The sequence below is a fragment of the Myxococcus sp. CA056 genome, assembly GCF_013336715.1.
Taxonomy (GTDB): domain Bacteria; phylum Myxococcota; class Myxococcia; order Myxococcales; family Myxococcaceae; genus Myxococcus; species Myxococcus llanfairpwllgwyngyllgogerychwyrndrobwllllantysiliogogogochensis.
This window is the reverse complement of record NZ_JABUMT010000005.1, coordinates 612,894-626,125: the sequence shown is the minus strand read 5'-3', so window position 1 is coordinate 626,125 and position 13,232 is coordinate 612,894. Positions and strand designations below refer to the sequence as shown.

The 13,232-nt window shown below is 68.1% G+C and carries 8 protein-coding genes; 3 read left to right on the top strand and 5 right to left on the bottom strand.

Translation table 11 applies throughout. The annotated features are described in order from the left end of the window. Positions 1-142: 142 nt before the first annotated feature. A complete protein-coding gene (locus HUA76_RS24685) occupies positions 143-2,446 on the bottom strand; it encodes a TIGR02266 family protein (protein WP_174462229.1) in 2,304 nt (767 codons plus the stop codon). A gap of 175 nt (positions 2,447-2,621) precedes the next feature. On the opposite strand from HUA76_RS24685, the gene guaB reads away from it, so the two are divergent. Beyond that, positions 2,622-4,079 (top strand): IMP dehydrogenase, encoded by a 1,458-nt coding sequence (gene guaB, locus HUA76_RS24680; protein WP_141641090.1) that lies wholly within the window; start codon positions 2,622-2,624, stop codon positions 4,077-4,079. Between the two features lie 83 nt (positions 4,080-4,162). Here guaB and HUA76_RS24675 read toward each other — a convergent pair whose 3' ends face one another. Then, positions 4,163-4,783 carry a hypothetical protein gene (locus HUA76_RS24675; RefSeq protein ID WP_174455526.1) on the bottom strand — a complete coding sequence of 207 codons (621 nt, stop codon included), beginning with the start codon at positions 4,781-4,783 and terminating at the stop codon, positions 4,163-4,165. Between the two features lie 99 nt (positions 4,784-4,882). Here HUA76_RS24675 and guaA point away from each other — a divergent pair, with 99 nt between their 5' ends. Further along, on the top strand, positions 4,883-6,436 hold the full coding sequence (guaA, locus tag HUA76_RS24670) for a glutamine-hydrolyzing GMP synthase (RefSeq protein ID WP_141641088.1): 1,554 nt from the start codon (positions 4,883-4,885) through the stop codon (positions 6,434-6,436). A gap of 119 nt (positions 6,437-6,555) precedes the next feature. On the opposite strand, the gene HUA76_RS24665 is transcribed toward guaA, so the two are convergent. Together HUA76_RS24665 and HUA76_RS24660 are read right to left on the bottom strand one after the other, a co-directional pair. Further along, positions 6,556-8,682, bottom strand: a complete 2,127-nt coding sequence (locus HUA76_RS24665; protein WP_174462228.1) for a S46 family peptidase — start codon at positions 8,680-8,682, stop codon at positions 6,556-6,558. A 252-nt stretch (positions 8,683-8,934) separates the two neighbouring features. Further along, positions 8,935-11,325 (bottom strand): ABC transporter permease, encoded by a 2,391-nt coding sequence (locus tag HUA76_RS24660; protein ID WP_174462227.1) that lies wholly within the window; start codon positions 11,323-11,325, stop codon positions 8,935-8,937. A gap of 260 nt (positions 11,326-11,585) precedes the next feature. Here HUA76_RS24660 and HUA76_RS24655 point away from each other — a divergent pair, with 260 nt between their 5' ends. Further along, complete coding sequence (locus HUA76_RS24655) at positions 11,586-12,134, top strand: hypothetical protein (protein WP_141648045.1); 549 nt, start codon at positions 11,586-11,588, stop codon at positions 12,132-12,134. 204 nt (positions 12,135-12,338) lie between these two features. Here HUA76_RS24655 and HUA76_RS24650 read toward each other — a convergent pair whose 3' ends face one another. Beyond that, complete coding sequence (locus HUA76_RS24650) at positions 12,339-13,157, bottom strand: DUF3014 domain-containing protein (protein WP_174462226.1); 819 nt, start codon at positions 13,155-13,157, stop codon at positions 12,339-12,341. Positions 13,158-13,232 lie beyond the last annotated feature (75 nt).

Sequence of the window (13,232 nt, the reverse complement as noted above, 5' to 3'; positions counted from 1 at the left end):
GCTCGTCCGGGCTGATTGCGGCCGGCGGCTTAATAACAGGCGAGGCCGACAATCGCGGGCCTCAACGCCTACCCACATGCATCTTCATTCCCAGCGTGAAAGTGGAAGGAGGACTGATCCACTCTCAGCAAGAAATCGAGACTCAGGCCCTACCGAACAAGCCTTTGAGCCATCGCACGAAGCCTCGCGACTTCGCGCTCACCAAGGCCGGTACCGCGTGGACGTTGGATTGCGGCGCGGCTGTGACCTTCGGAGGAGCGATTCGTGGGGCCGAGGTAGTTGTCACGCCCGCAGGAGCCCTCATCGGCGCCGGACTGGCGGTGCCTGTTCCCGTCGTGCTCACGGTGCGCGTCGGCGTGGAGCCCGTCGCCTGTGCCGCGGCGGCGGTTCCTTCGGCGTCCAACTGGGCGAGCTTCGCCTTCACGGCGTCGGGCGTGTCGCGCGTGGAGAAGGTGCTCGTCACCTCGCGCCCTGAGGAGGACTCGCGCGCGGTGACCTTCAACAGTGACTCGTTGTTCACCTCGAACGTCACCGACACCTGCACGGCGCCACGCGGGAGCTTGGGCAGTCCCGCGAGCTTCAGCGTGCCCAGGTACTCGTTGTCGGACGCCTTGTCGGAGTCACCCTGGAACACGGTGAGCTCCAGCTCCGTCTGGCCGTCGCGGTGCGTGGAGAGGGTGTAGCTCTTGGTGGAGGGCAGTGAGGTGTTGCGCTCCAGGACGGGCTTGAAGCGTCCACCGGGCAGGCCCACGCCAATGGCCATGGGGAGCACGTCGATGAGCACCACGCCCTCGAGCTGCCCCAGGCTGTGCGCCAGGAGCGCGGCCCCCAGGGCCACCGCTTCGTCGGGGTGGACGCCCTTGCTCGGCGGCTTGCCGAAGAAGCGGGTGATCTTCTCGTGCACCAGCGGGAAGCGACTCTGGCCTCCGACGAGGATGACCTCGTCGATGTCCTTGGGGCCCAGGTTCTTCACCCGCAGGACCTCCTCGCAGACCTGGACGGTGCGGTCGACGAGCCCTTCCGTCAGCTCGATGAGCTTCTGCCGCGTGAGCGTGACGTCCAGGTCGTACGGCTTGTCCTCGATCATCGTGACGAAGGCCACATGCACCCGCATCTCCGAGCGCTCCGACAGCGCGCACTTCGCGCGCTCCGCCGCGTCGTTGATGCGCTGCATGGCCACCCGGTCGCCCTGGAAGGCCCGGCCCGTCTTCTTCTGAAACTCCTCCAGCAGGTACGCGACGATGGCGTTGTCGAAGTCGATGCCACCCAGGAAGGTGTCGCCGCCGGTGGAGATGACCTCGTAGACGTTGTCGGCCAGCTCCAGCACGGACGCGTCGAACGTGCCACCGCCCAGGTCGTACACCAGCACGCGCTGGTTGAGCTTGCGGCCGTAGCCGTACGCGAGCGCCGCGGCGGTGGGCTCGTTGAGGATGCGCTCGACGTAGAGCCCCGCGAGCTTGCCGGCCTCGCGCACCGCGTGGCGCTGGTTGTCGTTGTAGTACGCCGGGACGGTGATGACGGCGCGGGACACGGGCTGGCCCAGCTGGTTCTGGGCGACTTCGCGCACCTCGCGCAGGATGAGCGCGGAGATCTGCTGGAGCGTGTAGACGCGGTCCGACAGCTTCACGCCCGCGTCACCGTTCTCTCCCGCGGTGATCTCGTAGTGGAACTTGTCCTTGATGGACCCGACGATGGCGGACTCGTACGCGCGCCCCACCAGTCGCTTGGCGCCGTACACCGTGTGCCGGGGGTTGGTGAGCATCTGCCCCTTGGCGGGGTGGCCCACCACCAGCTTGCCGCGCGTGTTGACGGCGATGATGGAGGGCACCGTGTTGTGGCCCTCGCGGCTGTTGAGCACCCCGGGCTTGCCGTTGCGCACATAGGCGGCACACGAGTTCGTCGTGCCCAGGTCGATGCCAATCACCACACCCGCGCGCTTGGGCTCCGCCGTGTTCAGGTCCAACGCCGCGTCCGACATCATCGTCGCGGGCACCGGGGCGACTCCGCCCGGAGGGGGGGCGACCTGGGCGGCGACGACCTGGGGATTCGCCTGCCGTGGCGGAGGTGGGACGGTGTAGTCCGGAGCACCCACGCCCGTGGGGACCGGGGGCACGTCCGACTGGGCGTGGGGCAGGGCGGCGACCGCCGAGTCGAGGAACCGGCGCGTCTGGGGGTCCATCCCCAGGAAGCGCAGGCCCATGCCCACCACGCCCTGGCCTCCCTGCCCGGTGACGAAGTGGACCACGGCCTGCGCGTGGATGAGCCGCTCGCCGCTCGCCAGCCGAAGGTCCAGCGTGACGGCCGTCCCAGGAGGCTTCACCGCGCGAGCGCGCAGGTAGATGCCACCCCGGGTGACGTTGCCGCCATACTTCGCCAGGAACTCCTCCGGCGTCGCGAATGGCAGCTTCACGACCAACCCGACCGCCGCCTGATTCGATTCCGTCAAAGCCCGGTTCCTGAGACGTGAGTGAAAAGCCCGGTCGGATTATCGCTTGAAGTGCGAGTGAACGGGCGTCAAAAAGTCCACCCTTCCAGGTTGCGTGGGGACAACGTACCTCGTATGGAACCGCACCCTCGGGGCGCTGGTGCCTCGTGGGCCCTTCGCCCCGGGAGCGCCGCCCATGTTGAACCCCGAGATCCGGCTCGCACTCACCTTCGATGACGTCCTCCTGGTGCCCGCCGAAAGTTCGGTTGTCCCCAAGGATGCGGACCTGTCGACCCGCCTCACGCGCAACCTTCGCCTGAACATCCCGCTCCTGTCGGCGGCGATGGACACGGTGACGGAGTCGCGCACCGCCATCGCCATGGCGCAAGAGGGCGGCATCGGTGTCATCCACAAGAACATGACCCCCGAGCAGCAGGCGCTCGAGGTGACCAAGGTCAAGAAGTTCGAAAGTGGAATGGTGGTGGACCCCGTCACCATCGACCCCGAGGCCCCGTTGGGCCGCGCCATCGAGCTGATGCGGCACCATGGCGTGTCGGGCATCCCCGTGGTGAAGGGGCGTCGCCTCGTCGGCATCGTCACCAGCCGCGACGTGCGCTTCGAGACCAACCTCACGCAGAAGGTCGAAGCGGTGATGACGCGCAAGCTCGTCACCGGCCGCGAGGGCATCATCCAGGGGGATGCGCAGAAGCTGCTGCACGAGCACCGCATCGAAAAGCTGCTCATCGTCAACGACGACTTCGAGCTTCGCGGCCTCATCACCATCAAGGACATCGAGAAGCGCCGCACGAACCCGAACGCGGCCAAGGACGGCAAGGGGCGCCTCCTGTGCGCCGCCGCCGTGGGCGTGTCTCCGGACCGCGAGGCGCGCATCGACGCGCTCGTGAAGGCGGGCGTGGACGTCATCGTCGTCGACACCGCGCACGGCCACTCCAAGGGCGTGGTGGACGGGGTGCGGGACACGCGCAAGAACTTCAAGGGCTTCGAGCTCATCGCCGGCAACGTCGCCACCGCCGAGGCCACCCGCGCGCTCATCCAGGCGGGCGTGGACGCGGTGAAGGTGGGCATCGGCCCCGGCTCCATCTGCACCACCCGCGTCGTCGCCGGCGTGGGCGTGCCGCAAGTCACCGCGGTGGATGACTGCTGCCGCGAGGCGGAGAAGCACGACATCCCCATCATCTCGGATGGCGGCATCAAGTACTCGGGCGACATCGTCAAGGCGCTCGCGGCCGGAGCCAGCACGGTGATGATCGGCTCGCTCTTCGCCGGCACCGAGGAGGCCCCCGGAGACGTCATCCTGTACCAGGGCCGCAGCTACAAGAGCTACCGGGGCATGGGCAGCCTGGGCGCGATGAAGCAGGGCGCCAAGGACCGCTACTTCCAGTCGGACGTGGACGCGGTGAAGCTCGTTCCCGAGGGCATCGAAGGCCGGGTGCCGTACAAGGGCACGCTCGCGATGAACGTCCACCAGATGCTGGGCGGCATCCGCAGCGGCATGGGCTACGTGGGCTGCGGCACCATCGACGAGCTGCGCAAGAACGCGACCTTCGTGCGCATCACCTCGGCGGGCCTCAAGGAGAGCCACGTCCACGACGTCATCATCACCGAAGAGGCCCCCAACTACCGCGTGGAGTAGCCGTCAGAACGGGCGGCTCCTGGAACGAAAAGAGGGCCCACGCCAGGCGGCGGGGCCCTCGGTTGTTTCGGCCGGGAAGGCGGCTACTTGCGGCCCTTGCGACCGCCGGAGCCGGAGTCCTCGGAGGACGGCGACGCGGCGGAGATCTTCCCCTCGGCGCCGGCCACGCGGCTGAGCAGGGCGTCCTTGTCGTCGGGCTCCAGCGTTTCAATGGCCTGGCGCAGGGTGTTGAAGTCGAGCCGGGCGATGGTGACGGTGTTGCCGCCCTTGATCTCCTGCACGGTGGGCACCATCACCAGCTCGCGCATGTAGGTCTCGAACTCCACCTTCACGTCGGCCGTCTGCTGGATGCAGGTGTCCCGTGCATTGACGATCTGCTGGCTGCCCTCGCGGTAGCTCAGGTCCGGGTTGCGGTTCATCGCCTCCTCGAACGTGGTGGTCCGCTTGCGCAGCGAGGAGTACAGCTCGATGTAGTCGACGAGGCGGTCCGTCTCGGGGCGATTGACGTTGCGGGCCTTGCCCAGTGCGTCGGTGGTGTCGTCACAGGTGAGCTTCTGGAGATCGGAGACCCCTGGCGTGTCTTTGACAGCCAGGTTCTGGGTCTCGCGGTCCAGTCGCTCGTCGGAGGAGATTTCCTTCACGCATCCAGAGGCGGAGAGGAACAAGAGGGTCGCAGCAGTGGAAGCGGACAGGCGGCGGAGCATCCGGACCTCGAACAATTGAGGGGACTTGGGCGTTGCTTTCCGGAAGTTTGTAGCGATAAGGGCCCCCAGCCGTCAACGACGCCCCTTGGAGAACCTCCGGTGGACCTGCACGCCGAGAAGATCCTGATCCTCGATTTCGGGAGTCAGTACACCCAGCTCATCGCCCGGAGGGTGCGCGAACTGGGCGTTTATTGCGAAATCCACCGCCCGGACCTCCCGGCGGAGGATATCCGCCGCTATGCCCCCCGGGGCATCATCCTCTCCGGAGGCCCGGCGTCCGTGGAGGCGCCTGGTTCCCCCCGGTGTGACCCGTTCGTCTTCGAGGCGGGCGTGCCCGTCCTCGGCATCTGCTACGGCCTCCAGCTCACCGCCAAGCTCCTGGGCGGGCGCATTGACCGGGGCGCACACCGTGAGTTCGGCAACGCGGAGGTCGAGGTCCTGGCGCCCCGCGGGCCCTTCTCGGAGTTCAAACCCGGAGACCGGGTCCAGGTGTGGATGAGCCACGGAGACCGGGTGGAGGAGCTTCCGCCCGGTTTCGAGGCCATTGGTCGCAGTGGCAATTCGCCCTTCGCTGCGGCGGCCCACCAGACCAAGCCCTTCTACGGCCTCCAGTTCCACCCGGAAGTCGTACATACCCCGCAAGGCAAGGCCATGCTGCGCGCCTTCCTCTTCAACGACTGCAAGGTGAGCGGCTCGTGGACGATGAAGGGCTTCATCGACGAGGCGGTGGCCACCATCCGCCGCCAGGTGGGTGAGCAGGGCCGGGTCATCTGCGCGCTGTCCGGCGGCGTGGACAGCTCCGTGGCCGCGCTGCTGCTCCACCGCGCCATCGGCCCCCGGCTCCAGTGCATCTTCGTGGACAACGGGGTGCTGCGGCAGGGGGAGCGCGCCCAGGTGGAGGGGCTCTTCGTGGACCGCTTCCACGTCCCGCTGAAGACGGTGGATGCGCGGGCCCGGTTCCTGGACGCGCTGGCCGGCGTGACGGACCCGGAGAAGAAGCGGAAGATCATCGGCCGTGAGTTCATCGCCGTGTTCGAGGAGGCCTCGCGCGACATCCAGGACGCCGGGTTCCTGGCACAGGGCACGCTGTACCCGGACGTCATCGAGTCCGTCTCGTACAAGGGCCCCTCCGTCACCATCAAGAGCCACCACAACGTGGGCGGCCTGCCGGAGACGATGAAGCTCAAGCTGGTGGAGCCGCTGCGCGAGCTGTTCAAGGACGAGGTCCGCGCCCTGGGCCGCGAACTGGGGCTGCCCGAGGACATGGTGAACCGCCAGCCGTTCCCCGGTCCCGGCCTGGCCATCCGCGTGCTGGGCGAAGTCACGGAAGCCCGCCTGGAGCTGGTGCGCCGCGCGGACGCCATCGTCCAGGAGGAGATTCGCGCCGCGGGGCTCTACAAGGAGCTGTGGCAGGCCTTCGCCGTGCTGCTGCCCGTTCAGAGCGTGGGCGTCATGGGCGACGAGCGCACCTACGAGTCCACCTGCGTGCTGCGCGCCGTCACCAGCGTGGACGGCATGACCGCGGACTGGGCCCGGCTGCCGTACCCCGTGCTGGAGCGCATCTCCACGCGCATCACCAACGAGGTGCGCGGCATCAACCGCGTCGCCTACGACGTGTCTTCCAAGCCCCCGGCCACCATCGAGTGGGAGTGAGCCGGGAGTAGGGTGCCCGCTGGAAACGCGAAAGAGGCTGCCTGGCGAACGTGCCCAGGCAGCCTCTTCGTGCTTCAGGGGTCCGGGGGTTGAGCCCGGGCCCCTTCAGGCGGGGTGAATCACCCGGCCGGCTTCGTGGGGACCGAGGGAATCTTGGTGCTGCCCGGACGCAGCTCCTCGAGCACCCGGGTGGCGCCGTAGATCTTCTTCAGCGACTCGATGATGGCGTCGCTGTGCACGGCCACGGTGCGGTTGACGGACTCGTCGAAGCCGTACTCACCGCCCAGGGACTGGATGTTGCCGTCGAACACCAGGCCGACGATCTCCGCGTCCTTGTTGATCATCGGGGAACCGGAGTTGCCGCCGATGATGTCGTTGCTGGTGACCAGGTTCATCGCCGTGGCGCCGTCGAGCAGCTTCTCCGACTTCAGCCAGGAAGGCGGAAGGGCGAAGGGCTCCTCGCCCGTGGCGTGCTCGAACGTCCCGGCCATCTGGGTGACGGGCTCCACCTTCTTGCCGTCCTCCATGTAGCCCTTCACCGAGCCGTAGGACAGGCGCAGGCTGAACGTCGCGTCCGGGTACTGGTTGGTGCCGTAGGCCTCGAACTTCGCCTTGGCGACCAGCTCCGCGTTCTTCTTGATGACCGCGTCGATGTTCTCCTCGTAGTTCTTGCGGACCGCGCGGCCATCCGCGTCGAGCGCGAGGGCCAGCTGGATCATCGGGTCCTTCGAAGCGGCAATCGCCGCCTTGCCGCCGTCGAGCAGGCCCTTGCGCACGGCCACGTCACAGACCTTGGAGCCCTTCACGTCCTTGAGGACGCAGAGCTTGGAGCCCTTGACCAGCCGGGCCGCCAGCTTCTCGGGGGACTCCTTGCCCAGGACCTTCTTGACGAACGGGTGGTTGGAGCCGAGCTCCTCGCGCATCTTCGTCAGGCCGAACGACAGGCGCATGATCTCCAGCTCCGGGTAGATGGGCGCCGGGCTGAGCAACTGGGCCGTGAGGGCCGGCACGTTGGCCTGGTTGAACTCACGCAGGCGCTGGCCGTTCTCCTTGGGGAGCTCCTCGGAGGCGCGCACCAGCGTCTTGGCGATGCTGTACAGGCTGGAGGACAGGCCGTTGCCCTGCTCGACGAAGGCCAGGTCCTTGCGGACGTTGACGAGCTGGCTCTGCGCCTTGGCGATCTCATCCCACGCCGCGCCGTACTTCTTCTTCATCTCCGGGTTGGCGTCGACCTTCTTGCGCAGCTCCTGCTCGGCGGCGACCTTCTGGCCGAAGAACTTCTTGTCCTGCAGCGCCTCCAGGCGGCCCTTGGTCGCCTTCAGGCCGTTCTCCACGCCGAAGAGCAGGTTGTTGGAGATGCGCTTCTGCTCGGGGCCGCGCTTCTGGAACTCCGTCACCATGCCGCGCACTTCGGACATCATGAAGAGCATCTTCGGCATGGCCACGTCGCGCTGGTACTCCAGCTCCGCGATGGTCAGCCCGCGCGAGGTGCGGCCGGGGTGGCCGGACACGAAGGTGAGGTCACCCTCCTTGGCGCTCTTCTCGGACCACTTGAAGAAGTTCTCCGTCTTGGCCGGCTTGCCGTCCTGGTAGACGCGCAGGAACGTCACGTCCAGGTCCCACCGGGGGAACTCGAAGTTGTCCGGGTCGCCGCCGAAGAAGGCGATGGCGTGCTCGGGGGCCATCACCAGGCGCACGTCCTGGAAGCGGCGGTACTTGTAGAGGTTGTACTTGCCGCCCTGGTACAGGGTGACGACGTCGCAGCGCACCTTGGCGTCGCCCGCGGAGCACGCCTGCTCCAGCTCGGACATCTTCGCCTTCAGGGTGTCGCTGTACGGCTTGCCGGACAGCCCCGCGGTCGCCTTGTTCAGCGTCTCGGTGACGTCGGTGATCTGCTCCAGCTGGTTGATCTCCATCGCCGGGCACTGCGTCTCCTCGGCTTCGGTCTTCGCGTAGAAGCCGTTGGCGATGTAGTCCTTCTTGGCGCCGGAGAGCTGCTCGATACAGCCGCGAGCACAGTGGTGATTCGTCATCACCAGGCCGTTGGCGGAAACAAAGCTGGCGGAGCAGCCGCCCGCGAGACGCGCGGAGGACAGGCGGGCCTTGTCGAGCCACTCCTGCGAAGGCTCGAAGCCGTACTTCTCCTTCACCTTCGCGGACGGGAAGTTGTTGTACGTCCACATGCCTTCGTCGGCCAGCGCGGGAGCGGCGCCGACAAGGGTGGCAATCAGGAACAACCGTTTCATTGGACAGGTCCTTTCCAGGGCCGGGGGTGTCGCGGTTCTGCGGTAACCCACTGCCTCGGTCAACCGGGAAAAAAGCTGGGAAGAATTCCCAACCCCTGGAACATCCAGGCGGCCTGGGGATTCCTCGTCAGTGCGAGGAGTCCTACGAGATGTCGCTGCCCGTGATTGCACGATTCGAGCGGATGACCGCTCCCCAGGGTTGGCTATCGCAGCGCGTCGAGAACCCGCCGCTCCGGGTCGGGTCGCCGTGACTCAGGTGCGCATGGCCACGAGCGGGTCCACGCGGGTGGCGCGGCGCGCGGGAAACCAGCAGGCCAGCAGGGCGACGAGGGCGAACAGGGTGGCCACGGCGCCGAAGGTGAGGGGGTCCGTGGCGGTGATTCCGTGGAGCTGGCTTTCGAGCAACCGGGTCAGCGCCAGGGAGCCCACGAGCCCCAGGGCGATGCCCACTCCCGCGAGCCTCGCGCCCTGGCCGAGCACGAGTCGGAGGACGTCTCCGGGCCGTGCCCCGAGCGCCATGCGGATGCCCAGCTCCCGCGTCCGCTGCGAGACGAGCAGCGAGATGACGCCATAGAGGCCGTAGGTGGATAGCACGAGGGCGAGCGCCGCGAAGCCGCCGAGCAGGCACAGCACGAGCCGCCGGAAGCCGAGCGACTGGGAGATGACCTGGTCCATGGTGAGGGCGCGGAAGACGGGCAGGCTCGAGTCGACCCGGCGCACGGCCTCGCGGACCGAGGGCAGCAAGGTCTCCGGTGGCACCGAGGTTCGAGCGACGAGCACCAGGCTGTCGTCGCCCCAGGGCCGGCCGTAGGGGACGTGGAGCTCGGCCAGCGGCGTCTTGTCCAGGCCGGCCTGTCGCACGTCGCCCACGACGCCGATGATGGTGTGGGCCCCGGTGCCGAGTCGGAGCTGGCGGCCCAGGGCGTTGCCGTCCGGGAAGTGCCGGCGCGCGAGCGTCTCGTTGATGATGACCGTGGCGGGCTGACCGGGGGCCGCGTCGGCGGTGGTGAAGTCGCGGCCTTGCTTGAGCGGGATTCCCACCGTGGCGAAGAAGCCGGGGCTCGTGGAGCGGCGCTCGGCCCTTGGTTCCGAGCCGGCCTCCGGGGGCGGTTCGCCCTCGATGACATAGCGGGCGTTGTTCCATGCACGCTGGATGGGCAGCAGCGACGTCATTCCCACGGCGCTCACCCCGGGCAGCGCTCGCACCTCGTCGAGGATGGGCTCCAGCAGGGTGCTCGGCACGTTTCCGTCCAGGCCCTGATCGGTGAAGAAACGGCTGTCGGGGATGGCGATGTGCAGCGTGAGCAGTTGCTCCGGAGCGAGCCCGGGGGACGTGCCGAGGAGCTGGAAGAAGCCCCGGCCCAGGAGGCCCGCGCCCACGAGGAGCACCAGACAGACCGCCAGCTCCACGACGACCAGCGTGGACCGGAGGCGTCGGCCGCCCTGGATGGGGGCCCCGCGAAGATCGAGCCGGGAGACCTGGAGCGCGGGAAGCAGTCCGAAGGCCAGGCCGCTCCCGATGGAGATGGCGGCGAGGAACAGGAAGGTCGTCCCATCGAGGGAGACCGCGGCCCGATGTGGCATCGACTCGGGGACCACGGCGAGCAGCGCGTCCAGGCCCCAGTGCGCGAGCAGTCCGCCCAGGGCGCCGCCCGTGAGCGCGAGCAGGAGGCTTTCGACGAGGAGTTGCTGGATGACGCGGGCGCGCGTCGCGCCGAGCGCCACGCGGACGGCGAGTTCCTGCCGGCGGGCACCGGCGCGCGCGAGCAGGATGTTCGCGACATTGGCACAGGCGATGAGGAGGACCAGGGCCACGGCGCCGAGCAGCAGCTTCAGTGGGCCGCTCCAGAGCCGCGTCTGGGCCTCGGCGAGCGAGTCGACCCGGGCGGTGCGTTCCTTGAGGGCATCCGGGCCCGCGGCCGCGATTCCGGCGGTGACGGCCTTGAGTTGCTCGTTGGCCGAGTTCAGGGTGATTCCGGGCGCCAGCCGGGCGCGCACGGAGAGCACCGTGGAATAGCGACCGCCACGGGCATCGGGCGGAGCCACCAGCGGCAGCCAGACGTCCATGTCCGGGGCGAACGACTCGGGAATGACGCCGACGACGGTATGCGGGACATTGTCCAGGAGCACCGTGCGGCCAAGGACGGCGGGATTCGCGCCAAAACGGCGTCGCCAGAGCGCCTCGTTGAGCACCGCGACGGGCTCATGGCCGGGCTGGTCGTCGCCGGGCGCGAAAGTCCGGCCGAGCAACGGGGGGACGCCGTGCACGGTGAAGTAGTCGGCGGTGCCTCGGGTTGTTTCCAGGCGCTCGGAATCGTCGTCCGCGCGGAGAATCGAGCCGCCCACGGTGAACGCCGCCATGTGCTCGAAGGCCCGGGCTTGATCGCGCCAGTCAAAGAACGTGAGCCAGGAGACCGGGCCGCCGGAGCCTTGGGCGCGCAGTTCGACGAGCGACACGAGCCGCTCGGGTTCGGCGTACGGGAGAGGCCGGAGCAGCACGCCGTGGACCACGCTGAAGATGACGGCGTTGGCGCCGATGCCCAGGGCGAGGCAGAGGATGGCGGCGGCCGCGAAGCCGGGCGCACGTCGGAACGTGCGGAACGCGAAGCGCGCATCCGCGAGCAGGTCGTCGAGGAATCTCATAGGGGCCGGTCCGGGAACGCCGTGGTGGAGGTTTGGAAGGCCCGCATCTTGGCCGACCGCCGCGCGCCGATGGCCCGGGAACAGCGGGGAAGAACCCTGGAAAAACGACCCCTGGTTTCCCCTTCGCTTAGTTTACATAACGCATGTTATCGGACGTTCCGATAGAGGGAGGACAGGGGTGAACCGTGGGCCTGGCTGCCTGGATGCCCGCATCGAGTCCTCGCTTCTCGTGGCCACCGTGGCCGCGTACCGTGCCTGGCATGCGTTTCCTCCAACGAACCGCGGTCACCACCGCGTTTTGCTGCGGCCTGCTGGCGCTGACGGGATGCCCGGACAAGACCTCGGGTCCGTCGCCGGATTCTGGCGTCGCCGAAGTTCCCGAGGCGCCCAAGGCCCCGCCGCCGACCACGTTCGCGCTTCGCTCCCAGGTTCCCGATGCGGGCCTCGCGGAGATCTCCCTGGACCCTGGCGAGAAGCCGGTCATCGAGCAGACCTCGACGCTGGAGCTGACCGCGTCACGAGGCCTCCGGAACTACCGGGTCAGGCTCTTCGACGCCGCTGAGCGCGCCATGGTCTCCGACGACGTCGCCGAGGAATCCGACACCGGGCTCGTCTACCGCATCGTCCTGCCCCAGCCCCTGAAGACCGGCTTCGAGTACACCCTGGTCGTCGATGCCCAGACCGGCACCGCGTTCACGGACACCTTGGGCCGCGACGTCGAGGAACTCCGCACCACGTTCCTGATCGCCGGCGAAAAGGAAAAGCCGGCACCGCCTCCAGCGCCGGCCAAGAAGAAAAAGCGCCGCTAGTCCTGGGCCTCATGGCGGCCCCGAATGTTCCCGGTGCCGCCTCGAATGTTCCAGGCCGCGCGGCCTGGGCCCGCATGAACATTCCAGCCTGGCCGCGAACATTCGGGCCCCGGCTTGCCCGGGTCGCCCCTGAACATTCGGGCTCGCTACCGCGAATATTCGGGCTCCATCCAGAGCCCGGCCGCCCATCAACATTCGGGCTCGCTACGGGCCCTCGGCGGCCACCGGAGGCAGTCCCAGCGCGCCCTGAAGCTCCCGGAGCTTCGCCTGGATGACCCGAATGTTCTGGGGCCCCATCCGCAGCAAGTGCTTCTGCGCCCGGCTCAGGCCCTCCAGCTCCGGCGAGGCATAGACATAGAGCGCTCCTTGCGGCTGGACCTCCAGCGCGGCGCCCTCCGGAACCGGAACCGCGAGCAGATGCTGGAAGGCTCGGCTCAGCGTCGAATCGAACGTCTGTCCCGGCGGAGCAATCTCGCCATGCGCCTGGTCGATGAGCGGCTTCAAGTCGCGGTACATGCTCTTGGCGACCTGCGCGTCGAAGGTGCCGAACACTCGCGCCACCAGGTCGTAGCGAGCATGGCTTCGCGGGTCGATGGTCACCGACTTGTCCTTGCCCTCGACGACCTGGAATCCATCCGCCGGGCCCAGGAAACCCAGCACCATCCGGGGGCTCACGCCCTCCGCGATGTTGTTCACGGCCGCCGTCACCCGGCGCACCAGATCCTTCTCCTGGAGCCAGCGCTGGAGCTCCGCTTCCTCCGACATCCGGCTCGCCATCTCCCGGACCCGGCCGTCACTCTCCGGAAGCGAAGCCGTCGGTGCTGCCGGCGCGGCCACACCTGCGTCCTCGATGATCGGAGCCACCGCGACCACGGGCGGCGGCGCCTTCTCGAAGAGGCCCAGCGCGACGGCGGCCCCTACGCCCACCGCCACCAGCGCGCCGCCCACCAGCGCGGCCTTCTTTCCAGCCGAGCCTCGCTGGGGAACCTCGGAGCTCTCTGTCGGGTCAATCGGGTCGCTCATGGGTTGCGGTCCTCCGTCTCGGGTTCGGTTCACCCTACAAACGACTCCTGGACGCATTCCACGGGCGCGGTGCAA